Genomic DNA, 21,633 nt, shown 5'->3' on the forward strand with positions numbered 1-21,633 from the left:
GACTTCACCCACCACGGCCAATTTAAAGGGCAAACTGTAGTCGCGCTGACTACGCCGCACACGCGGCTCAAACTCAGTTTTCATGACATCTTTTGGGAAAGCTGTCAACCTATTTCCGGCCCCGACAAACTCGGCAAACAAGCCTGGTAGTCCTGCACCCTATCGCCTTCTACAGATGCCGGAAATTTCTGATTTTTCTCCCTCGGTTGCCAAAAAAGCGCTGCCCTGCGACACCAAGCTAAAGGCTTCTGCTCCCCATACCTGGACCTGGGAACCGCTCTAAATGCCTGATGCATACATCCACAAAGCACACCTCCGGCTCCTGTCGACTAGCAGCTCGCGGGCCGTCAACTTGTACGCCCTCATCCTCGATGCGGTACCCTACAAATAAAGAGCCTCATTTGCATACTGCAAATGAGGCTCTTTTGTACCAGAGACGGGACTCGAACCCGTACTTCCTTAGGAAACAGCATTTTAAGTGCTGCGTGGCTACCGGTTACACCACTCTGGCGCGGCTTTGATTCTTGCCCCGGTAATTATCGGTTAGTGCATGGCAGTTGGGGCAAAGTAACTGCAAGTTAGCAAGTCGATGGTCATTATTGATGCCGTTGGTGTGGTGAAGCTCTAATGGAATAGGCTCATCTTGCCATTCAGCCAACCCACAACGCTCGCACTTACCCGCTTTAAGTCCATATTCAATCAGCCGGTTACGCAACCGGCTGGAAGACGTGTAAAGCGAATTCTCGATTAAAATTCCCTCCCAGGAAAATGGCTGACCTAACATGCGGAAGCGCGGTCCCACGTTCCAGGCCGCCCCCGTGAAATGGCTCGTATCCAAGCCCAGCCGGGCAATGCGGCTATGCACCGTTTTGTAGTTGCCCCCAGCCGGCACCAGCCCGATGCGGCCCAGCACCTGCCGGACCGACAGGCTCCCGGCCACCGCGGCCCGAAATTCGTCATCGGTGCTCAGACACTTTCGCTTGGCCGCCATCAGGAAAGAGGGTAAACAAAAAACGCTGCCCGAAGACAGCGTTTTTTTTATTTTGGAGCGGGAGACGAGGTTCGAACTCGCGACCTCGACCTTGGCAAGGTCGCGCTCTACCAACTGAGCTACTCTCGCAGGAGGTTCAGAACAATTTTCGTTGTGCTGAATGGTGCGACAAAGGTAAGGTGATTTTTTGGGGAAGCAAGTAGCAGGTGTGGAAATTTTGATTCCAGAGGCCTTTCTGCTTCATTTTCAGGCCCAAAAAGTTAATCTTTCCCTAATGTCAGCTTCAATTCGTTCAGCTTCATCAGCGCTTCGATGGGCGTGAGCGTGTTCACGTCGAGGTGCTGGAGCAGCTCACGGATGCGCTCCAGGGCCGGGTCGCTGGGCTCGAAGATGCTAAGCTGGGCGCGCGGGGCCGTGGCCACGGCGGCGGTGGCGCGGGGCTTGGGCGAATGAGTAACTGAGTGAGTGAGTGAATTGGGAGTAGGCGTGGGTGCTTTTTCGGCGGGCAGGCCGGCCAGCACGTCGTCGAATTCCGTCGGCACGCTGTCTTCGGCCCCGGCGCTGGCGCGCTCTACTTCGAGGTGGTGCATGATTTCGTTGGCGCGGAGCACCACGCTGGTAGGCATGCCGGCCAGCCGCGCCACGTGGATGCCAAAGCTGTGCTCGGAGCCGCCGGGCTGCAGCTTGCGCAGGAAGAGGATGCGGCCATCGGCCTCCTTCACGGCTACGTTGTAGTTGCGGACGCGGGGGCAGTCGTCGGCCAGCTGGTTCAGCTCGTGGTAGTGCGTGGCAAACAGGGTTTTGGCCTTGGCTTTGGGGTTATTGTGCAGGTGCTCCACGATGGCCCAGGCGATACTGATGCCATCATACGTGCTGGTGCCGCGCCCAATTTCGTCCATCAGCACCAGGCTCCTGTCCGAGAGATTGTTCAGAATGGAGGCGGTTTCAGTCATCTCCACCATGAAGGTGCTTTCGCCCTTGCTCAGGTTGTCGGAAGCACCCACGCGGGTAAAAATCTTGTCGATGATGCCCACGGTGGCCGCGTCGGCGGGCACGAACGAGCCAATCTGAGCCAGCAGCACGATGAGGGCCGTCTGGCGCAGCAGGGCCGATTTACCGGCCATGTTGGGGCCGGTTATCACCACAATCTGCTGGTCGTTCTGGTCGAGGCAGATGTCGTTGGGAATGTAGCTTTCGCCGGGCGGCAGCTGGCGTTCGATAACCGGGTGGCGGCCGGCGCGGATGTCGAGCACCGTGCCGTCGTTCACCACGGGCTGCACGTAGCGCTGCTGCCGGGCGGTGAGGGCAAAGCTGGCCAGACAGTCCATCACGCCAATGGCGCGGGCATTCTGCTGAATCTGGGGCACGAAATCGAGCGCGGCCAGCACCAGGTCGTTGTAGATGCGCTGCTCAATCACAAAGAGCTTTTCCTCGGCATTTAGGATTTTCTCCTCGTAGGTTTTCAGCTCCTCGGTCACGTAGCGCTCGGCGTTCACCAGCGTTTGCTTGCGAATCCATTCGGCGGGCACTTTGTCTTTGTGGGAGTTGGTGACTTCCAGATAGTAACCAAATACCCGGTTGTAAGCCACTTTCAGCGACGAAATACCGGTATTGCGCTGCTCGCGCATTTGCAGCTGCAAGAGGTAGTCTTTGCCCGAAAAGGCCAGGGCGCGCAACTCGTCGAGTTCGGTGTCGATGCCGCCGTGCAGCACGCCGCCCTGGTTGGTGAGGATGGGCGCGTCGGGCTTTATTTTGGCGAAGATTTCCTGGCGCAGGGTGGCGCAGGGGTTGAGCTGGTCGGCCAGTTTCACCAGCGCTTTCACGCCGGACGCGGCCAGCCGCTCGCGCATGGGCGCCACGGCCTCCAGGGCGCGGGCCAGCTGCAGCAGCTCACGCGGATTCACACGGCGCACGGCTACTTTGGAAATCAGGCGCTCCAGGTCATTAATCTGGCGCAGGTGCTGGGTGAGGTCGGCCAGTAATTCCTCATCGGCAACCAAAGCAGCCACCGTATCCAGGCGGCGCTGAATCTGGCTTACTTCCTTCAGGGGCAGCACTATCCACTTGCGCAGCAGGCGGGCCCCCATGGGCGTGAGGGTCTGGTCGAGCACGTCGATGAGGGGCACGCCGCCGGGGTGCTGGGCGTGCACCAGCTCCAGGTTGCGTACGGTGAAGCGGTCGAGCCACACGTACTTATCCTCCTCCAGGCGGCCGAGGCTGGCAATGTGCTGGATATCGGTGTGCTTGGTTTCGGCCAGGTAGTGCATGATGCACCCGGCCGCAATCACGCCTTCCTTGAGGTTATCGACCCCAAAACCCTTGAGCGAGGTGGTGCGGAAGTGGCGGGTGAGGATGTCATGGGCGTAGTCGGCCCCGAAAACCCACTCATCGAGCGCGTAGGTGCAATAGTCCGGGCCGAAAGTCTGCTCGAACTCGCCCCGGCTTTTCTTGCAGAACAGGATTTCGGCGGGACTGAAATTCTGGAGCAGCTTACCCAGGTAATCGAGCGTGCCCTGGGCGGCCAGAAACTCGCCGGTGCTGATATCGAGGAAGGAAATCCCGGCTTCGGTTTTGCCAAAGTGAATGGCGGCGAGGTAGTTGTTCGAGCGGCGTTCGAGCACGTTGTCGTGCATGCTCACGCCGGGCGTGATGAGCTCGGTGATGCCGCGCTTGACCAGACCCTTGGCCTCCTTGGGGTTTTCGAGCTGGTCGCAGATGGCCACGCGCTGGCCGGCGCGCACCAGCTTGGGCAGGTAGTTATCGAGCGAGTGGTGCGGGAAGCCGGCCAGGGCCACTTCGCTGCTGCTGCCCGCCCCGCGCTTGGTGAGCGTGATGTCGAGAATGCGGCTGGCCGTGACGGCATCCTCGCCAAAGGTCTCGTAAAAATCGCCCACCCGGAACAGCAGCACCGCGCCCGGATGCTGCTGCTTGAGCTGGTAGTACTGCTTCATCAGCGGCGTTTCGGTCACGGCCGGGATAGGCACGGTGAAGTGGTCGGGGCCAACGGATTTGATGACGAATTCTTTTTTGGGTGCAGCCAAAGCAAAAGGTGGTAGGAACGCGCCACGGCGCGTTCAATCGTTGAAATAATCAGGGCCGCCGCCGGGTTTTTTTAAGCGTAGCCCGAGCATCGTGTAAACGCCGAACGCGCCGTGGCGCGTTCCTACGGGTACCTTTGCCCGATGCGAAAACTCACAATGGCCGAGCTGAATCGGGCCTCGGTAGACGACTTCAAAAGTACGCCCAAAAGCCCCGTGGTTTTGGTGCTCGACAACGTGCGCAGCATGCACAACGTGGGCGCCATCTTCCGCACGGCCGATGCTTTCGCGCTGGAAAAAATCTGGCTCTGCGGCATCACGCCGCGCCCGCCGCACCGCGAAATCACCAAAACCGCCCTCGGCAGCGAGGAATCCATGGCCTGGGAATACGCCGCCGAAACCGTGGCCGCCGTGGCTGCCCTCAAGGCCGCTGGCTACCAAGTGGTAGCAGTGGAGCAAACCACGGGCAGCGTACCGCTGCCGCAGTTCCGGCCCGCGCCCGGCCGGCCGCTGGCGCTGGTGCTCGGCAACGAAGTATTCGGCGTGGACGATGCCGTGCTGGCGCTGTGCGACCTGGCCGTGGAAATCCCGCAATTCGGCACCAAGCACTCGCTGAATGTGGGCGTGGCGGCCGGCGTGGTGCTCTGGGATGCGCTGGTGAAGCTGGAGGTGGTGTAGAATAACAATCGATTGTGAAATTTTTTTGCACTAAAAAGGGTCTTCGGGATGTGGGAGCCAAAAGATTATATTAAATTTGGTGGTGCAAGCTATTGGCTTCCAATAGCGCCTATTCCCACGACTTTTTTATCAACCATTTTTACATCGCTGAATGAAATTTTCCTTTACCCAACCGCGAGCTGGTGCATTGCTGGTCCTGGCTCTGGCAGGCCCGCTCGGCGCATTGGCCCAGTCGGGGACGCCTTCAACGCAGGCCCTCACCTACTTCGCTACCCAGAGCCAGCGGCAGGGCCTGCGCGAGAGCGACGCGGCCAATCTGTCGGTCACCAGCTCGTACCTCGACCAGGCTACCGGCCTGACCCACAGCTACCTGCGCCAGCGCGTGAATGGCCTGGACGTGTACGGTGCCGTGGGCGACGTGCACACCGACCGCACCGGCAAGCCCGTGCTTATGCACCAGGGCTTCGTGGCTGATGCCGCCCGGCTGGCTCCCTCGGCTGCTCCCACCCTCACGGCCGAGCAGGCTATTGCGGCCGCTGCTATCGGCCTGAAGCTGCCCCGCCCGGTGGGCATCACCCTGGTGCGCGATGCGCGCCCCGGCGATGGCCTGCTGTTCAACAATGCTGGCATTTCGGAATATGACATTCCCGTGCGCCTGATGTATCTGCCCGTGAACGGCCGGCTGAAGCTGGTGTGGGACGTAACCATTGCCCAGCTCGACGAGCAGCACCATTGGGCAGCCCGCGTGGATGCCCACACCGGCCTGCTACTCGATAAGTCGGACTACGTCATAAGCGAGGAAATCAGCTTCCAGCAGCTCACGGCCCGCGCCCTGGGTAATCGTACGGCCGTTACTGCCGCCACTGCTCCCAATCCCACTGCGGCCAACCGCGGCACACTGGCCACGCCCAACAGCCTGACGGTATTTCCAGTGCCCGTTGAGGCCCCAACCTTCGGCAACCGTACCGCGGTGCCTTTCAGCAGCATCAGCACCGCTTATTCGCCCTACGGCTGGCAGGTGAGCGATGCCCGCGCCCCCGCCGGCACGTTCCCGACCAGCTACAGCCGTATTGGCTCGGGCGTGTTCCTGACCCGCGGCAACAACGTGGCCGCCTACGACGACAGCCCCAGCACCGCGAGCGGCAACGGCAACCTTTTGTCCAACACCAACTCGCCCGACGGTACTGCCGCGCTCGATTTCGACTTTCCCTTCAGCCAGCCGGCAGGCCCCAAAGCCAGCTCATCGGCCGCCATCACCAACCTGTTCTACTGGAACAACATGCTCCATGACGTGATGATGAGCAAGGGGTTCGACGAGGCATCGGGCAACTTCCAGTACCGCAACACGGGCACGCAGGGCCTGGGCGGCGACTTCGTGCGCGCCGAATCTCAGGACGGCAGCGGCCGCAACAACGCCAACATGTCGACCCCGGTCGACGGCCAGTCCGGCCGCATGCAGATGTATCTGTTTGATAACCCCGTCCGGCCCACCTTCACCATTTCGTCGCCGGCAGGTTTGGCAGGGGTGTACACCATTGGCACTGCTGGCTTTGGCCGCAGCCTGACGAGGTTTCCACAGGGCCTGTGCGGCACCGTGGTCGCCGTGAACGACGGCGTATCGGGCAACGGCGGCGTGCACGGCTGCGCCACTCCGTACGTGAACGCGGCGGCCGTGAGCGGTAAAATCGCGCTGATTATGCGCGGCGGCTGCGCTCAGCTTCCCGTGGGCCAGCAGACCAACAGCTCGTTTGCCGGCAAAATCCGCCGGGCCCAGCAAAACGGGGCCATCATGGCCATCATCGTCGACTCGCTGGCCACCGGCACCGCCGTCCTCAACATTGGGGGTACCGATACCGTGGGCATCCGCATCCCTTCCATCTTCATCTCCGGCGTAGATGGAGCCCGCATCCGCCAGGCTCTGCAGGCCGGCACGCCGGTAGTAGGCTGCGCCACGGCCCCGGTCGGTGAGGACTTCGACGGCTCGGTTGACAACGGCATCATCGCGCACGAATTCGGGCACGGCATCCATACCCGCCTCAGCGGCGGCCCTGGCAACTCGAGCTGCAACGTTGCCTCCGATGGCACCACCGCCACGCAAAGCATGGGCGAAGGCTGGGGCGACTTTTTTGGTCTGTGGATGACTACCCGCCCCAGCGACGTGGGCCGTGCTCCGCGTGGCATTGGCACCTATGCCTCGGGGCAACCCACTGCCGGCCGTGGCATCCGCATCAAGCAATACACCGATGACATGGCGGTTAACAACCACAGCTACAGCGTAATCGGCACTACCAACTATCGCCAGACCCACGCCATTGGGGAAGTATGGGCCGCCACCCTCTGGGATTTGAACTGGCAGTTCATCTACCGCTACGGCTACAACACCGACCTGCTGGGCCGCACCGGTGGCAACAACCGCTTCCTGAGACTGGTGCTGGAAGGCTGCAAGCTGCAGGTGTGCAACCCCAGCTTCCTCGACGGTCGCGATGCCATTCTGCGGGCTGACTCGCTGCTCAACGGCGCGGCCAACTCCGCGGTCCTCTGGACGATGTTTGCCCGTCGGGGCATGGGCTTCAGCGCAGTAGGAGGTATCCGCACCAATGGCTTGCCTACTACCGACGGTATTGTGGCGGCCTTCAATATGCCCCCCGGCACGCTGCCCACGCCCGTCCTCGACCCGCGCGTAACCCCGCTCGGCACGCAGAGCGCCAGCGCCATCAATGGCAGCCTGGTGGATGCCTATCCCAACCCCACGCAGAACGTGCTGACCATTCAGGCTCAATTGCCCAGCAAATCAGCGGTGCGCGTGAGCCTCGTAAACCTGATTGGTCAGGTCGTGACGACTACCACCGCCCCCGTAGGCGACCTGCAGCGCGGCCTCACGGTGAACACCAGCAACCTGGCCGAAGGCCTCTACGTTGTGCGGGTGAACACCAGCGAAGGCACCTTCACCACCAAAGTGCAGGTGAAGCACTAACCGGCCGAGCCGTGGCCCTGAGCCACGGTGCGACCAATAAAAAAGGGTGTCCGACCAATCGTCGGGCACCCTTTTTTTGTTGCTAACGGGCCGGCGATACCGGCTGCTGTTTCTCCGTTCCTTCTATTATGCCAATGCCTTCCGTTTCTGATTCCCGCCCCGACCCCGCCTTGCTGGCTCTGCGTCCTCACATCGAGACGGAGCCCGAGCCCGCCGACGTGCCGGCCACCGTGGGCGGCTTCCTGCACACCACGCTGCGCCCGGTGCTGAAGCTGCAAAATACCCTGCTACTGACCACCGTGGCCGATTTCGTACTCGACCACCACATCGCCCTGGCCAAAGCCAGCCCCGTTGACCAGCAGCGGCAGCTGGCCGAGCTACTGGCCCGCAATACCAAGCTGCGCTACACGTTGCTGGGCCTGATAGCCGGCCTGTTCACTTCCGAAGAACACGCCTTCTACCGCCAGCACCGCCCCGAGCTAAACCGCCGCATCCTGGAGCTGGCCCAGCGCCGCGTGCTCGACCAAACCGGTTGGGTGGTGGAGCTATCAAGCTGTTAACTCAAGTTGCGGACTACCGAGTTTTAGCCCCAGCGGGGTCGTACCCGGTAGGGCGACATATCGGTAGTCAGGCCAGTGCAAATAACCACAAAGCCCCACCGCGCACGCCCGTTATAATGGGTGTGTCCGGTGGGGCTTTGTCATTCTGTTGATTCCATCGGCTGTGGGGAGAGCTTTTCCGGAATCACCTTACACTGTAGTTTAGTCGTACTGCGAGTCGCGCAAATGCACCGGCTTGCTCTTGGACTTCTTGCGCAGGCGCAGGTTCAGAACTTCCACCGTCAGCGAGAAGGCCATGGCAAAGTAGAGGTAGCCTTTTTCCACTTCCTTGTGGGCGGCCTCCATCACCAGCATAAAGCCAATCATGATGAGGAAGGACAGGGCCAGCATCTTGATGGTGGGGTTGTTGTTCACAAAATTAGCTATTATCCCACTGAAAGCCAGCATGATGCCCATGGCAAAAATCACGGCCGCAATCATCACCAGCACGTTGTCGACGAGGCCCACGGCGGTCAGAATGGAGTCGAAGCTGAAGACGATGTCGATGACGATGATTTGCAGAATCACGCTCATCATGGAGGCACCGGCACCGCTGCCGCCTTCTTCCTCTTCGTCGCCCTGCAGCTTGGTATGAATTTCGGTGGTGCTCTTGTACATCAGGAACAAGCCGCCCGCCAGCAGAATCAGGTCGCGCCCGGTCACGCCGAAATTGCTTACAAAGGAAGGGATATTGATAGTGAACAGCGGCGTGCGCAGGCTCACAATCCAGGAAATACTTAGCAGCAGGCCGATGCGAAACAGCAGGGCCAGCAGCAGCCCGATGGTGCGGCCGCGCGCCTGCCGCTCCTTGGCCAGCCGGTTGACGATGATGGAAATGAAGATGATGTTGTCAATACCCAGCACGATTTCCATAAACGTGAGGGTCAGCAGGCTTATCCAGGTAGCCGGATGGGTAAAGGCCGAAAAATCGTACATAAATTATTAAATGTGGAGATGTGAGAGATGTGGAAATGTGAGTGATGTGAAAAATCAAGTGAGTTGATTAATTTTCACATCATCACATCATCACATTTTCACATTTTCTAGCTTTTCATGTTTACGAACTGTAGGGGCAGGCCGATATCGGACTGGCGCAGCACGGCGATGGCGGCCTGCAAATCATCGATTTTCTTGGCCGTCACGCGCACCTGGTCGTCCTGCATCTGGGCCTCCACCTTCACCTTGGCATCTTTGATGGCCTTGATGATTTTGCGACCGAACTCCTTGTCTACCCCGGCGCGCACCTTGATGGTTTTCTTTATCAGGTTGCCACTGGGCTGCTCGTCGGCCGAGAAATCCAGGCTGGTGCCGTCGATGCCCTGCTTCACCACGCGGCCGAGCAGAATATCTTCGAGCGCCTTCACGCGCATCGAGTTTTCGGACGAGAGCAGGATGGTATTTTCCTTTTTATTGAGTTCAATGCCGCCTTTGGTGTCGCGCAGGTCGTAGCGGGTTTGAAGTTCTTTTTGGGCCGTATTCACCGCGTTTTCCAGGGTTTGCGGGTCTACTTTGCTCACGATGTCGAAGGATGCCATGGCGGATGGGGCGTAATTTTGAGAAGAAAGATTCGGCCGGAGCCGGAGTGTAAAGGTAACAACCCGAACCGGCCGCAATTGCTTCATCCTCCCGCTTTGTTCCTGCCCATGCTCGCGCCTGCTTCCATCGTCCCGCCCCGCACGCCCGCCGAATGGGCCGCCTACTACGCCTTGCGCTACGCCGTGCTGCGCCAGCCCTGGCAGCAACCCGTCGGCTCGGAGCGCACCCCGGCCGATGACGAGCCCGACACCGTTCATGCCCTACTGCTGGCTACCGGCCCGGCCGCGCCCGCCGCGCTGGCCGTGGGCATGCTCCAGCGGCTGACGGGCCGGCAGGGCCAGGTGCGCTTCATGGCAGTGGCACCGGCAGCGGCCGGGCGAGGGCTGGGCAGCCAGGTACTGAAGTATCTCGAAGCGCAGGCCCGGACAGTGGGCCTGGCCGAAATCGTGCTGCACGCCCGCGAAACGGCCGTAGCATTTTATGAGCGGCACGGCTACGCGGTAGTGGAGCCGTCGCACACGCTGTTTGGCGTGCTGCCGCACTTTCTGATGCGGAAGGCGCTTTAGAATTTTTCGCGGCCCCGCCACAGGTCGGTGTACAGCCGAAAATCGCCGAGCAGCGAAAACCACGGGTGCTGGAACGTGGCCGGGCGGTTGTGCTCCATAAAAAAGTGGCCTACCCAGGCAAAGCCGTAGGCCGCTACCACGCCCGCCGCCAGCCAGCCCCAATGTCCGGTGCTAGCCACCAGCACCACACTCACCAAAAACAGCGTAGTGCCCACAAAATGCAGGATTCGGGTGCCGCGCCGGCTGTGCTCGCGCAGGTAGCGGGGGTAAAATTCGGCGAAGGTGAGCGGCAAAGCAGACATGGCAGCGACGAAAAAGGCGGAACGACCGGGCAGTACAGCCCAGCCGCCCACCCTGCTTTGGCAAATGAAACAGAATTTTCCTCAAACTTGCCGCCGCAAATCTCGTTTTCCAGCTTCAGCTTCTTTCCACCCGTGTCCAAAACTTCTCCCCCTACCGCCGCCGCTGAGGCCGGATTCGCCACCATGGTGGCCGCCTACAATACGATGAACCACTACGGCCGCACCAACGGCATGACTCTCACGGTGCCCATGCCCGGCGAGGCCGAGTACCGCATGAGCATCCGCGAAGAGCACCTCTCCTCCCCCAATACCTGCCACGGCGGCGTGCTGGCCGGCCTGATGGACGCCACCCTAGGGGCCGCCGCCCTGTCGCTGGCCTTCGTGCACCAGGAATTCGTGTCCACCGTCGAGTTCAAGATGAATTTCCTCCACGCCGTGCACCTGCACGATGCGCTGGTGGCGAAAGGCATAGTGGACCACACCGGCAACACGCTGGTGGTGAGCAGCTGCGTAGTCTACCGCGTGGCCGAGGGCCAGCCCGATGTTGCCGTGGCCCGCGGCCTGGGCACCTTCAACCGCTACCCGGCCAACAAGCGCGACTTTGCGAAGCTGATGATACAGTGAAAAAGAGTTAAAAGTTAGGAGTTAAGAGTTGAGAAAACCGCCCTACTCAGCAGGCAGCCCTTTCAACTCTTAACTCCTAACTTTTAACTCTTAACTCTCTACAATTCCGCCGTGGCTGAAAGCGCGCTCACGGTTTCGTACTCGTCCTCGCCTTCGCCTAGCTGGGGAGCGGCTACTTTGCGCACGTTGCGGGCGCAGTCTTCGTCGCGGTGGTTGCGGCCCACCGTGAACTCCACCCAGTCGCCTTCGCGCAGGTCGTTAAAGTCGCCTTCGGTGAGGTCGGCATAGCTGAAGAACAGGTTGTTGGGCGGCATTACCACGAAGCCAAAGCCGTTTTTCAAGTTTTTGATGGTGCTCATGCCCAATGTGCCCACGGGGCCGGCGGCGGTGGGGCCGGTGGGGCGGGCCAGCTTGGGCGCGGCGGCCGAGCTGGGCGCAAACGCAGCGGGCTCCATCTGGTTCACAAACAGGGCTTCCACTACTTCGTCCTGGGCCTGCAGGCCGCGGTCAATCACGTCGTGCATGGCCACCGGGTAGGTCACTTGCTCCAGCAGCTGCTGCGAGGCGCGCGTAACGCGGGTTTCGCCCTTGAAATCTTCGTATTTGAAATCCCAGTTCAGCAGCATCACGCGGGTGCCCACCGTGTTGAGCTTGCGGATGAGGGGCACATAGTCGGAGTCGCCGGCGATGAGCACCACCACGTCGAGGGTTTTGTGCAGGGCCAGCTCCAGGGCTTCGAGGGAGAGCCACACGTCGATGCCTTTTTCCTGCAGGCGGCCGTCGCGGGTTTTCAGGGCCATGTAATGGGTTTGCACGCCCAGGTTCATCAGAATATCGTCGAGCAGGCGGTCATGGAACAGGCGGTCCTTGTCGCGGGCTTCGGTGGCCGAAAGACGGCCCCGGAAAAAATGCGCATCGGTGATTTGCGCCAGGCGCACATCTACATCCTCTTCTTCAGCCACTTGGTGGCGAATGTACTCATGCAGTCCCTCCAGGCTGATGCGGGCCTTGCGCTCGTGCTGGAAATAATAATAGTCGCTAATTTTTAAAAAATAGTTGCCGTCATAAAAGACACCAACCCGAATTAAGGGGCTGTTCATCTGGTTCATGGTAATCGAGTTAAGTAAAGATTAGAAAAGTGTTTCGGGTGGGAAAGTTTATGGTAAAAATGGGTAGAAACAGCACAAAGCCGGCGGCGCAAGTATTCTTGCCGCAAGCCGCGCAAACGGAAACAGACCGGAGATTATCGGTAAGCGGAGGCTGCGCTAGGTGCGTAGCAAATCCGGCTTAGGAGTCAGTTAATTAAGATTTATCGAATACCAGACGGGTGGGTCGGTTGACAACGCAGAATAATAGCACGAATCAATACCAACACTTGCCTAATAAACCGGCATATCTGCTGCGAAGCTAGTGGTCTTAGCTGACTTATGCAACAGTAATCCCCACGCCAGGCCCGCCTGCTGGCGCAACTTCCCCGGCAGGTTGTTTAAAACCTCATATTGCCGACCACCAGGCCCAACACCAGCAGCCCGTAGCCGATACAAATCCCGACTTCGAGCAGGTTGCCGGTAGCTGAGCCAGTGCTGATAAGCGGGATTTTAAAGCTGAAAGGCAGCGGCAGGAACCACCTCACGCCGGACTTGGTAAGGGTATCGGCCACGAGGTGCGACACGTAGCCCGCGCCGGCGTACAGGGCTACGCCGCGCCAGCCCAGGTGCTGGTCGGCCAGGTAGCCGATGTAGGTCCACAGCACCGTGGCCCAGATGGTGTGCGTGAGGGAGCGGTGGGTGGTGAAGGGGGCCATGGCCACGAACGTGCCCAGCAGGCTCAACCACAGCTGCTCGGTGTAGAGCCCCGCCACCACCGTGCCCAGCCCCGTGAAGAGCAGCGCCAGCTTGCGCGCCGAGCCGCCCTGCATGCTCACGCCAATGAGCCCAAACGCCAGCGCGCCGGTGTAGTACAGCCGCTGCTCGGAGCCGGGCCCCAGCTGCAGGTAGGCGTAGGCGGCCAGGGCCAGGGCCCCGGCGGCGAAGGCCCAGCGCACGTAGTTTTGGGTGAAGCCCAGGCGCTTGCTCAGGCGGCTGTCGGGGTGGTCAAGGTCGGGCGCGAGGCTGGAAAAACCGGCCAGGGCAATGCCCGCCAGTGAAAACGGGATGCCCGGCACCAGTCCGGCCACGGCCACGCCGGTAATGAGGCCAATGGCCAGGTGAGAAGAGCCGCGCATGCGTGTTAGTAGTTGTCAGTTGTTCGTTATCAGTTGTCAGTTCATTCTGCTGGCCGGTAGAGACCCAACAACTGACAACGAACAACTGACAGCTAATTGGCCCGCGAAGCTACGGCCACCCCGGAAACCTTCGTTACCATTGCGGTGTATTTACCCCGCTGCCCGACCGGAGAATCATCCGGCCGGGCTACTTCATTTGCCCCGTCCTAGCCTGATTTATTCGTGCAAGTAGCTGATTTCCTTCGCCTTTATCGCCTTTCTCCTGAGCTGCAGGTGCTGGCCTCGCGCCTGCGCGAAGCCAGCAAGCCCATTCCCAGCGGCCTGCGGCTGCACCTGCGCGGCCTGGTGGGCAGCCAGGATGCCGTAGTGGCCGCGGCCGCGGCGAATGCCCAATACCCGCACGTGTTTATTATGCACGACAAGGAAGAGGCTTCGTACTTCCTGTCCGATTTGCAGCACCTGCTGCCGGAGGGGCCGGAGGTGCTGCTGTTCCCCAGCTCCTACAAGCGGCCTTACCAGTTTGATGAGACGGAAAACGCCAACGTGCTGATGCGCGCCGAGGCGCTGAACCGCATCAACACGACGCGGGCCGCCAGTAGCACCGCCAGCAGCGTGTTTATCGTGACGTATCCGGAGGCACTCACGGAAAAGGTAATCAACCGGCAGAGCCTGGTGAAGAATACCTTTAATGCGAAAGTCGGCGACAAATTAGACGTGAATTTCCTGGGCGAATTGCTGGGTGAATACGATTTTGAAAAAACGGATTTTGTGTACGAGGCCGGCCAGTACGCGGTGCGCGGCGGCATTGTGGACGTGTTCAGCTACGCCAATGAATTGCCGTTTCGTTTGGAGTTATTTGGGGATGAAATAGAGAGCATTCGGACGTTTAATCCGGAGACGCAACTGTCGGTGGAAGCCCGGCCCAGCATCAGCATTATTCCCAATGTGCAGACCAAGATGCTGACGGAAACGCGGGAAGCTTTCTTCGATTTTCTGCCCCGCACGGCCTGTATCTGGGCCAAGGACGTGCGCCAGACGCTGGACGTGGTGACGGAATTATACGAGAAAGCGGAAGCCAACTTCCAGCAGATGCTGAGCGAGGCCGGCGGCATGCAAATCGTGAGCAAGCCGGGTGATTTGTTCGAATCGGGCAAGAGTTTCAAGAAGCTGCTCGATGAATTCGCGGTGGTGGAATTCGGCAAGCGGTTTCATTTCAAAACCGCCGACACCTTTCAATTTACCGCCAAGCCGCAGCCGAGTTTCAACAAGGAATTCGAGCGAATGGTGAAGAATTTGAAGGAGAATCAGCTGCGCAATTTCACCACGATAATTACGGCTGACACCGTGCGCCAGGCCGACCGGTTGCGGACGATATTTGATGAATTAGATAACAACGTGCAATTCCAGCATTTGCTGCTGGCGCTGCGCGAAGGCTTTATTGATGAGCAGCTTGAGCTGGCCGTTTACACCGACCACCAATTATTTGAGCGGTATTACCGGGCGCAGGAGGCGCGGAAATTCTCGAAGAAAAAAGCGCTGACTTTGCGCGAATTAAAAACGCTGCAACCCGGTGATTATGTCACGCACCAAGACTACGGCATTGCACGGTTTGCGGGGCTGACACAGGTAGACATAAACGGGCAGATTCAGGAGGCTATTCGGCTGGTTTATCGGGATGATGACTTGCTGACGGTCAGCATTCACTCGCTGCACAAGATTGCCAAGTACAGCGGCGCGGAAGGCTCGCCGCCCACGATGAGCAAGCTGGGCTCGCCGGAGTGGGAGAACAAGAAAAAGTCGGTTAAGAAGAAGGTGAAGGACATTGCGGCCGACCTGATTCGGCTGTATGCCAAGCGCAAAACCGCGCCGGGCTTCGCGTTTTCCATTGATGGATTTTTGCAGGCGGAGTTGGAATCGAGCTTTATCTACGAGGACACGCCCGACCAGGCCAAGGCTACCGAGGACGTGAAAAACGACATGCAGCAGCCCCACCCGATGGACCGGCTGATTTGCGGCGACGTGGGCTTCGGCAAGACGGAAATTGCCATTCGGGCGGCATTTAAGGCGGTGGTCGATGGCAAGCAGGCGGCCGTGCTGGTGCCCACCACCATTCTGGCGATGCAGCACTACAAGACCTTCCGCGACCGGCTGGCTACGCTGCCGGTGACGGTGGAATACATCAACCGATTCAAGTCGACCAAGCAGATTAAGGAAACCCTGCAGCGCGTGGCCGAGGGCAAAACCGACATTCTGATTGGCACGCACCGGCTGACCAATAAGGATATCAAATTCAAGGACTTGGGCATCCTGATTATTGACGAAGAGCAGAAATTCGGGGTCAAGACCAAGGATAAATTGAAAGAGCTGAAGGTAAACGTGGACACGCTCACGCTCTCGGCCACGCCCATTCCGCGCACGCTGCACTTCTCGCTGATGGGGGCCCGCGATTTGAGCGTGATTGCCACGCCGCCGCCCAACCGCCAGCCGGTGAGCACGGAGCTGCACGTGTATGATGAAATCCTGATTCGGGACGCGGTGGCGCGGGAGTTGAAGCGCGGCGGGCAGGTGTTTTTCGTGCACAACCGCGTGAAGGACATCGAGGAAATGGCGAGCACGATTCTGCGCCTCGTGCCGGATGCGAAAATCACCTACGCCCACGGGCAGATGGACGGCGAGATGCTGGAAAAGCGCATGATGAAGTTTGTGGAGGGCGAATACGACGTGCTGGTTTCGACCAACATCATCGAAAGCGGCCTGGATATTCCCAACGCCAACACCATCATTATCAACCGCGCCCACTTAGCCGGGCTTTCGGATTTGCACCAGATGCGGGGCCGCGTGGGCCGCTCCAACCGCAAGGCGTACTGCTACTTACTCACGCCGCCGGTGGCGCAATTGCCCGCCGATGCCCGCAAGCGCCTGAGTACGCTGGAGGAATTTTCGGACCTGGGGGCGGGCTTCAACGTGGCCATGCGCGATTTGGATATTCGCGGCGCGGGCAATTTGCTGGGCGGCGAGCAAAGCGGCTTTATCAACGACCTGGGCTACGAAACCTACCACCAGATTCTGGACGAGGCGGTGACGGAATTGAAGGAAACCGAATTCCGCGACCTGTTTATGGGCGATGCCAACAGCCAGCAGCGGCTGCAGTTGGCGGCCGGCGCGGGCCGCAGCCAGGAGTGCAATGTAGAAACCGACCAGCAGGTGCTCATCCCCGAGAAGTACGTGAGCAACGTCTCGGAACGGCTGCAGCTCTACGCCAAGCTCGACCGCGCCCAAAAGCCCGAGGAGCTGCGCAAGCTGCTGGCCAGCATGGTGGACCGGTTTGGCCCGCTGCCGCCCGAGGTGGAGCAGCTGGCCGACATCGTGCGGCTGCGCTGGCAGGCCTGCGCCGTGGGCTTCACTAAAATCACGCTCAAGCGCGACACGCTGAAGGGCTTTTTACCCGCCGATGACGACCACAAAGCTTACTTTCAGGGGGAGCAGTTCGGCACCATTCTCAACTACGTGCAGACGCACGCCCGCACGGCCAGCCTGAAGGAGAAGAAAGACCAGCTGATTGTGACGTTTGAAGAGGTGCGCTCCATTCAACAGGCCAAGCGCGTGCTGAGCGAGTTGGGCAGCGAGGAAGCGGTAACCGTCTAACTTTTGCTTATGAAACTTTTGGTTTTTGGCTTGCTGCTGGGGCTACTCGCTCAGCAAGTAGCGGCCCAAAGTCCGCTTAATCCGCTCCTAAAGCGTGAGCTGGACAGCATTCACACTGTGGACCAGCGGTGGCGGATGATGCTCTTTGACCAGCGCATTGCGCGGCGGCCCGATTCGTTGGCCCGCGCCCTGGGCGTGACGCGCGAAAGTCTCGGCGACTACGTTCCACTCCAGCTGTTGCAGACGGATTCGACTAATCTGACTCGTATCAAAGCCATTTTGAAGCAGTATGGCTACCCCGGCAAGTCGCTGGTGGGCGAGCCCGCGAACGAAACCGCGTGGCTGGTTATCCAGCACTCCGATGCCATTGACCAGTACCTGCCCCTCATCAAAAAGGCCGCTGGCAAAGGCGAATTACCCTTTTACCTTTATGCCCAGATGCTGGACCGCCAGCTGATGCGCACCGGCAAAGAGCAGCTGTATGGCACGCAGGCCATGGGCTACAACATCACCAATCCCGCCACCGGCCGGCGCGAGGCGCAGCGGCCCTTCGTGTGGCCCATCAAGGATGCGGACGCGGTGAATGCCCGGCGCAGGCAGGCCGGCTTCAGCACCACCGTGGAGCAGAATGCCGCCGTGCTGGGCATCCCCTATCGCGTGGTGACGCTGAAAGAAGTTGAGAAAATGCCCAAAAACTAACCCTTATGACCATCCGCTGGCACTGCCTCCCCTTCGAATCTTTCCCGCCCCTGATTCTCTACGACGTGCTGCGCCTGCGCTCCGAAGTGTTTGTGGTGGAGCAAAATTGCGTGTTCCAGGACATTGACCGCCAGGATATCGACGCCTACCACCTGCTGGGCTACAACGAAGCCGGCGAGCTGGTGGCCTATGCCCGGCTTTTCGATGCCGGCAAGTGCTACACCGAAGCCAGCATCGGGCGCGTTATCGTGGCGCAGCCGTTCCGGCGCTACAGCCTGGGCCGCGAGCTGATGCGGCAGGCCCTGGCACATTCCGATGCGCTGTTTGGCCAGCAGGCCAACAAAATTGGCGCGCAGCAGCACCTGGAAGGGTTTTATAACGAGTTTGGCTACGAGCAGTGCGGGCCGATGTACGTGGAGGACGGCATTCCGCACATCCCGATGCGGCGAGCGTAAATCCCTGATAATGTGCAAATAAAAACGTCATGCTGAGCGGAGCCGAAGCATGACCGTTCTGGTTTCAGGATAACATCCCAGTTAGTCGCACCCTTCCGGCCCACAGGCGGGGCCATCGGCCACCATGGTCAGGGCCGGCTTGGCGGGCTTGAACTCGTCCCAGACCTTTTCCAGCACCTCCGCGAATAGCTCGGTGGGCTGCGCGCCGGACACGGCGTATTTGTCCTCAAACACGAAGAAGGGCACGCCGCGCACGTTGATTTGCTGGGCGTGGTACTCGTCCTGGCGCACGGCTTCGGCGTAGGTGCCGGCCGTGAGGGCGGCGCGGGTTTCGGTGGAGTCGAAGGCCAGCTCGGCACCGAGTTTTACCAGGGTTTCGAGGTCGCCGATGTTCTGGCCTTCGAGGTAGTAAGCGGCCATCAGGCGCTCCTTGGTGGCATCCTGGCGGCCGTGGTGGGCCCCGAGGTGGATGAGCTGGTGCGCCAGAAAGGTATTGGCCGGAATGGCGCGGTCGAAGTCGTAGGCCAGACCCACTTCTTTGGCGACGCCGGTCATGTAGTCGTTCATCTTCCGGCCTTCTTCGGCCGAAACGCCTTTTTTCTTGGCTAGTGATTCGTGGATGCTCTCGCCGGGAATAGGCTGGAAGTCGGGCGTCAGCTCGAAGCTGTGCCACACGACTTCCACTTCGTCGCGGTGCGCGAATTCCTTGAGGGCATTTTCAAACTTACGCTTGCCGATGTAGCAGAACGGGCACACTACATCAGACCAGATTTCAACTTTCATATCGGTGGATTTTTGGAGCTATGGAAGGAGTTAGAAGAGATGGAGACGAGGAAAAGTTTCGGCGGGAAGATTGGGTAAAACAGCACGTCATGCTGAGCGGAGCCGAAGCATCTTGCTTGCAGTAGTAACTTAATCGTCGAACGGTGCGAGCAAGATGCTTCGGCTCCGCTCAGCATGACGGCCTCATTATTTCTTATTTGCCCGTTCACAACCTTCGTCCTAAAAGCCCGGTTAACAAGCCCGGCTTCAGTGAGCCCACTCTTTTCAATTGACTACGCATTCTCATGGAATACCAAAAATTAGGCAACTCCGGTGTCACCGTTTCGCGCATCACCTTTGGCAGCTGGGCGGCCGGGGGCTGGCTGTGGGGCGGCACCGAGCAGAATGACGCCGTGGGAGCCATCCACGCCAGCTATGATTTGGGCGTGACCAGCATCGACACCGCGCCCATCTACGGGCAGGGCCTGAGCGAGGAAATCGTGGGTGAAGCCATCAAAACCGTGCCCCGCGACAAGGTCCAAATCCTCACCAAATTCGGCATGCGCTGGGACCTGGCCAGGGGCGACTTCGCCATGAAAACCAAGGACAACGACGGCCACGACCTCGACGTGTATAAGTACGCGGGCCGCGCCAGCATTATCAAGGAATGTGAGGACAGCCTGCGCCGCCTCGGCACCGACTACATCGACCTCTACCAGCAGCACTGGCCCGACGTGACCACGCCGATTGACGAAACGATGGAGGCCGTGACCCGCCTCATCGAGCAGGGCAAAGTGCGCGCCGCCGGCGTGAGCAACTACTCGGTGGCCCAGATGCGGGAAGCCGAAAAGACGCTGAACATCGTCTCGAACCAAGTGCCCTACAGCATGCTGCGCCGCGACATTGAAGCCGATGTGGTGCCGTACTGCCTCGAAAACAACAAGGCTATTCTGGTGTACAGCCCGTTGCAGCTGGGCCTGCTCACGGGCAAGATGAAGCCCGGCCAGCAGTTCGACGCAGGCGACCTGCGCAACGGCCACCGCCTGTTCACGCCCGAAAGCATTACCCGCGTGAATGCGATGCTGAACAAAATCCGCCCGTTGGCCGAAACCAAAAACGCCACCGTCGGCCAGCTCGTGCTGCGCTGGACGCTGGCGCAGCCTGGTATTTCGGTGGCGCTGGTGGGGGCCCGCAACCCCGAGCAGTCCGTGCAGAATGCAAGAGCTATGGAGTTGAAGCTGACGTTTGAGGAGCTTGACTTCATCAGGAAGCAGCTGGCCGGGTTGCAGTCGGCCACGGCCTGAGCGCGGGCCGGGGCGCGACACGGCGGGTTCCTACATTTGCCGGCATGTCGTCTTCCACCCTTTCTTTCCGTGCCACGCTGGAGCCCGGTGGCCCCAGCTTCATGCCCACCCAGATTATCGTGGTGCCCGCCGAGGTGTGGCTGGCGCTGGGCGGCAAGGGCCTGAAGCGCGTCGTGGCCACCATTCGGGGGCAGGCGCTGCGGCTGGGCCTGCTGCCACTGGAAGGCGGCGGCCGCTACCTCATGCTGAACAAGGACCTGTGCCGGGCCGTGGGCATCGAGCTGGGCCAGGAGCTGGACGTAGAGCTCGCCCTCGACCCCAATCCCGACCACGTCGACCTGCCCGACGAGCTGGCCGAAGCCTTCGCCGCGTGGCCCGAGGCCGAAACCGCTTTCAACAGCTACAGCGGCGCGCATCGCCGGGCCATGGCCTACCGGGTAGCCGAGGCCAGGCAGCCCGAAACCCGCATCCGCCGCGCCGTAGCCCTGGTAGAGCGGCTGGGGCGCGGCCTGCACCCGTTTCGGAGCGAGTGAGCGGGTAGCAAGGGCAAAAAGGCACGTCATGCTGAGCGAAGTCGAAGCATCTCTACCTCAATACTAAACCCAATCAATGGATTAGTATTGAGGTAGAGATGCTTCGACTTCGCTCAGCATGACGTTCCGTTTCGATGACTATTTAGCTGGCTACAGCTAATCCTTCAGCACGATGCTCACCACCCGCCCTGGCCCGTCGACCATAAACTTGCACTCGTTGAAATCGGGCGCGGCCACCGTGGGGCGAATGTTGTTTGAGAAGGCATAGGGCTCGGTCGGAATCCCGAGGAAATTCTTATCGACTTTGTCGTTGTTATTCATGTCCTGGGTGATGGCCACGGCCCACTCGCCCTTGGGCAACTCAACGGGCAGCGTGATTTCGCGCTTGCCTTCGGGCTTCACCGACTTCGAAAACGCCCACTTGCCGCTCTTCAGAAAGCCCGCCCGGGTGTTGTAGAAATACAGCTTCACGGTGGAAGAAGTAGACGCCAGGGCCGATACTTTCACCGTCACGGAGGCAGTTTCGGCGGCTGGGGCAGCAGCCGGCATGGCGGCTCCCAACAAATTAGCACCAATCAACAACGAGCAAAGCGACAACACGTTCATAAGCGGAATTGACTGAGGTGAGGGAGGGTGGAAAGTATGGCCCCAACGCCGGGGCTTACGCAAAGAGTTCGGCGGGGGCTGGTTTTGGGCTGGCTCG

19 protein-coding genes and 2 tRNA genes are annotated in these 21,633 nt (G+C 60.0%); 10 read left to right on the forward strand and 11 right to left on the reverse strand.

What is annotated here, in order from left to right:
* Positions 1–428: 428 nt before the first annotated feature.
* From ABD819_RS16995 to mutS, 4 genes are all read right to left on the reverse strand, one after another.
* A tRNA-Leu gene (locus ABD819_RS16995) sits at positions 429–511 on the reverse strand.
* Entirely contained in the window at positions 497–991 is a 495-nt protein-coding gene (locus ABD819_RS17000) for an HNH endonuclease signature motif containing protein (RefSeq protein WP_345126200.1), read from the reverse strand. Before ABD819_RS17000 ends, ABD819_RS16995 begins: the two co-directional genes overlap by 15 nt.
* Before the next feature lie 53 nt (positions 992–1,044).
* A tRNA-Gly gene (locus tag ABD819_RS17005) sits at positions 1,045–1,120 on the reverse strand.
* A gap of 131 nt (positions 1,121–1,251) precedes the next feature.
* The gene (gene mutS / locus ABD819_RS17010) at positions 1,252–3,942 is read right to left on the reverse strand and encodes a DNA mismatch repair protein MutS (RefSeq protein WP_345126284.1); all 2,691 of its coding nucleotides are present in this window, start codon (positions 3,940–3,942) and stop codon (positions 1,252–1,254) included.
* Between the two features lie 231 nt (positions 3,943–4,173).
* On the opposite strand from mutS, the gene ABD819_RS17015 reads away from it, so the two are divergent.
* From ABD819_RS17015 to ABD819_RS17025, 3 genes are all read left to right on the forward strand, one after another.
* On the forward strand, positions 4,174–4,707 hold the full coding sequence (locus tag ABD819_RS17015; protein WP_345126201.1) for an RNA methyltransferase: 534 nt from the start codon (positions 4,174–4,176) through the stop codon (positions 4,705–4,707).
* A gap of 151 nt (positions 4,708–4,858) precedes the next feature.
* Positions 4,859–7,681, forward strand: coding sequence for a M36 family metallopeptidase (locus ABD819_RS17020; RefSeq protein ID WP_345126203.1), 2,823 nt, complete (start codon positions 4,859–4,861; stop codon positions 7,679–7,681).
* Between the two features lie 134 nt (positions 7,682–7,815).
* Positions 7,816–8,241: a hypothetical protein gene (locus ABD819_RS17025; RefSeq protein ID WP_345126204.1), complete on the forward strand. Its 426-nt coding sequence runs from the start codon at positions 7,816–7,818 to the stop codon at positions 8,239–8,241.
* A 201-nt stretch (positions 8,242–8,442) separates the two neighbouring features.
* Here ABD819_RS17025 and ABD819_RS17030 read toward each other — a convergent pair whose 3' ends face one another.
* A complete protein-coding gene (locus tag ABD819_RS17030) occupies positions 8,443–9,216 on the reverse strand; it encodes a TerC family protein (protein WP_345126206.1) in 774 nt (257 codons plus the stop codon).
* Positions 9,217–9,323: 107 nt separating this feature from the next.
* Positions 9,324–9,815 (reverse strand): YajQ family cyclic di-GMP-binding protein, encoded by a 492-nt coding sequence (locus ABD819_RS17035; protein WP_345126207.1) that lies wholly within the window; start codon positions 9,813–9,815, stop codon positions 9,324–9,326.
* Between the two features lie 108 nt (positions 9,816–9,923).
* Between ABD819_RS17035 and ABD819_RS17040 the strand changes: the two genes are divergently transcribed.
* Entirely contained in the window at positions 9,924–10,382 is a 459-nt protein-coding gene (locus ABD819_RS17040) for a GNAT family N-acetyltransferase (protein WP_345126210.1), read from the forward strand.
* On the opposite strand, the gene ABD819_RS17045 is transcribed toward ABD819_RS17040, so the two are convergent.
* Positions 10,379–10,684, reverse strand: coding sequence for an Mpo1-like protein (locus ABD819_RS17045; RefSeq protein ID WP_345126212.1), 306 nt, complete (start codon positions 10,682–10,684; stop codon positions 10,379–10,381). The genes ABD819_RS17040 and ABD819_RS17045 overlap by 4 nt on opposite strands.
* A gap of 132 nt (positions 10,685–10,816) precedes the next feature.
* On the opposite strand from ABD819_RS17045, the gene ABD819_RS17050 reads away from it, so the two are divergent.
* Positions 10,817–11,308 carry a PaaI family thioesterase gene (locus ABD819_RS17050; protein ID WP_345126213.1) on the forward strand — a complete coding sequence of 164 codons (492 nt, stop codon included), beginning with the start codon at positions 10,817–10,819 and terminating at the stop codon, positions 11,306–11,308.
* A gap of 98 nt (positions 11,309–11,406) precedes the next feature.
* Here the strand turns inward: ABD819_RS17050 and ABD819_RS17055 are convergent, their stop codons facing one another.
* Positions 11,407–12,408: an NYN domain-containing protein gene (locus tag ABD819_RS17055; protein ID WP_345126215.1), complete on the reverse strand. Its 1,002-nt coding sequence runs from the start codon at positions 12,406–12,408 to the stop codon at positions 11,407–11,409.
* 386 nt (positions 12,409–12,794) lie between these two features.
* Complete coding sequence (locus ABD819_RS17060; protein WP_345126218.1) at positions 12,795–13,532, reverse strand: metal-dependent hydrolase; 738 nt, start codon at positions 13,530–13,532, stop codon at positions 12,795–12,797.
* A 222-nt stretch (positions 13,533–13,754) separates the two neighbouring features.
* Here ABD819_RS17060 and mfd point away from each other — a divergent pair, with 222 nt between their 5' ends.
* Genes mfd through ABD819_RS17075 form a run of 3 tightly spaced genes read left to right on the forward strand, consistent with a single transcriptional unit; the run spans position 13,755 to position 18,331 of the window.
* A complete protein-coding gene (mfd, locus tag ABD819_RS17065; RefSeq protein WP_345126221.1) occupies positions 13,755–17,177 on the forward strand; it encodes a transcription-repair coupling factor in 3,423 nt (1,140 codons plus the stop codon).
* Positions 17,178–17,186: 9 nt separating this feature from the next.
* Complete coding sequence (locus ABD819_RS17070) at positions 17,187–17,876, forward strand: DUF6624 domain-containing protein (RefSeq protein ID WP_345126222.1); 690 nt, start codon at positions 17,187–17,189, stop codon at positions 17,874–17,876.
* A 5-nt stretch (positions 17,877–17,881) separates the two neighbouring features.
* Positions 17,882–18,331, forward strand: a complete 450-nt coding sequence (locus tag ABD819_RS17075) for a GNAT family N-acetyltransferase (RefSeq protein WP_345126224.1) — start codon at positions 17,882–17,884, stop codon at positions 18,329–18,331.
* 81 nt (positions 18,332–18,412) lie between these two features.
* Here the strand turns inward: ABD819_RS17075 and ABD819_RS17080 are convergent, their stop codons facing one another.
* Positions 18,413–19,114 carry a DsbA family oxidoreductase gene (locus tag ABD819_RS17080; protein WP_345126225.1) on the reverse strand — a complete coding sequence of 234 codons (702 nt, stop codon included), beginning with the start codon at positions 19,112–19,114 and terminating at the stop codon, positions 18,413–18,415.
* 284 nt (positions 19,115–19,398) lie between these two features.
* On the opposite strand from ABD819_RS17080, the gene ABD819_RS17085 reads away from it, so the two are divergent.
* The gene (locus ABD819_RS17085; protein WP_345126227.1) at positions 19,399–20,397 is read left to right on the forward strand and encodes an aldo/keto reductase; all 999 of its coding nucleotides are present in this window, start codon (positions 19,399–19,401) and stop codon (positions 20,395–20,397) included.
* A gap of 44 nt (positions 20,398–20,441) precedes the next feature.
* Positions 20,442–20,930: a YdeI/OmpD-associated family protein gene (locus tag ABD819_RS17090; RefSeq protein ID WP_345126228.1), complete on the forward strand. Its 489-nt coding sequence runs from the start codon at positions 20,442–20,444 to the stop codon at positions 20,928–20,930.
* 156 nt (positions 20,931–21,086) lie between these two features.
* Here the strand turns inward: ABD819_RS17090 and ABD819_RS17095 are convergent, their stop codons facing one another.
* Positions 21,087–21,536, reverse strand: a complete 450-nt coding sequence (locus ABD819_RS17095; protein ID WP_345126231.1) for a DUF2141 domain-containing protein — start codon at positions 21,534–21,536, stop codon at positions 21,087–21,089.
* Positions 21,537–21,633: the final 97 nt, after the last annotated feature.

It is taken from the genome of Hymenobacter antarcticus (genome assembly GCF_039539545.1).
Taxonomy (GTDB): Bacteria; Bacteroidota; Bacteroidia; order Cytophagales; family Hymenobacteraceae; genus Hymenobacter; species Hymenobacter antarcticus.

Bases quoted from the DNA above. Each gene is read 5' to 3' on its own strand.
- ABD819_RS17000 (WP_345126200.1), bottom strand. From the start codon at position 991: ATGGCGGCCAAGCGAAAGTGTCTGAGCACCGATGACGAATTTCGGGCC.
- mutS (WP_345126284.1), bottom strand. From the start codon at position 3,942: ATGAAGCAGTACTACCAGCTCAAGCAGCAGCATCCGGGCGCGGTGCTG.
- ABD819_RS17015 (WP_345126201.1), top strand. From the start codon at position 4,174: ATGCGAAAACTCACAATGGCCGAGCTGAATCGGGCCTCGGTAGACGAC.
- ABD819_RS17020 (WP_345126203.1), top strand. From the start codon at position 4,859: ATGAAATTTTCCTTTACCCAACCGCGAGCTGGTGCATTGCTGGTCCTG.
- ABD819_RS17025 (WP_345126204.1), top strand. From the start codon at position 7,816: ATGCCTTCCGTTTCTGATTCCCGCCCCGACCCCGCCTTGCTGGCTCTG.
- ABD819_RS17030 (WP_345126206.1), bottom strand. From the start codon at position 9,216: ATGTACGATTTTTCGGCCTTTACCCATCCGGCTACCTGGATAAGCCTG.
- ABD819_RS17035 (WP_345126207.1), bottom strand. From the start codon at position 9,815: ATGGCATCCTTCGACATCGTGAGCAAAGTAGACCCGCAAACCCTGGAA.
- ABD819_RS17040 (WP_345126210.1), top strand. From the start codon at position 9,924: ATGCTCGCGCCTGCTTCCATCGTCCCGCCCCGCACGCCCGCCGAATGG.
- ABD819_RS17045 (WP_345126212.1), bottom strand. From the start codon at position 10,684: ATGTCTGCTTTGCCGCTCACCTTCGCCGAATTTTACCCCCGCTACCTG.
- ABD819_RS17055 (WP_345126215.1), bottom strand. From the start codon at position 12,408: ATGAACAGCCCCTTAATTCGGGTTGGTGTCTTTTATGACGGCAACTAT.
- ABD819_RS17060 (WP_345126218.1), bottom strand. From the start codon at position 13,532: ATGCGCGGCTCTTCTCACCTGGCCATTGGCCTCATTACCGGCGTGGCC.
- ABD819_RS17070 (WP_345126222.1), top strand. From the start codon at position 17,187: ATGAAACTTTTGGTTTTTGGCTTGCTGCTGGGGCTACTCGCTCAGCAA.
- ABD819_RS17075 (WP_345126224.1), top strand. From the start codon at position 17,882: ATGACCATCCGCTGGCACTGCCTCCCCTTCGAATCTTTCCCGCCCCTG.
- ABD819_RS17080 (WP_345126225.1), bottom strand. From the start codon at position 19,114: ATGAAAGTTGAAATCTGGTCTGATGTAGTGTGCCCGTTCTGCTACATC.
- ABD819_RS17085 (WP_345126227.1), top strand. From the start codon at position 19,399: ATGGAATACCAAAAATTAGGCAACTCCGGTGTCACCGTTTCGCGCATC.
- ABD819_RS17090 (WP_345126228.1), top strand. From the start codon at position 20,442: ATGTCGTCTTCCACCCTTTCTTTCCGTGCCACGCTGGAGCCCGGTGGC.
- ABD819_RS17095 (WP_345126231.1), bottom strand. From the start codon at position 21,536: ATGAACGTGTTGTCGCTTTGCTCGTTGTTGATTGGTGCTAATTTGTTG.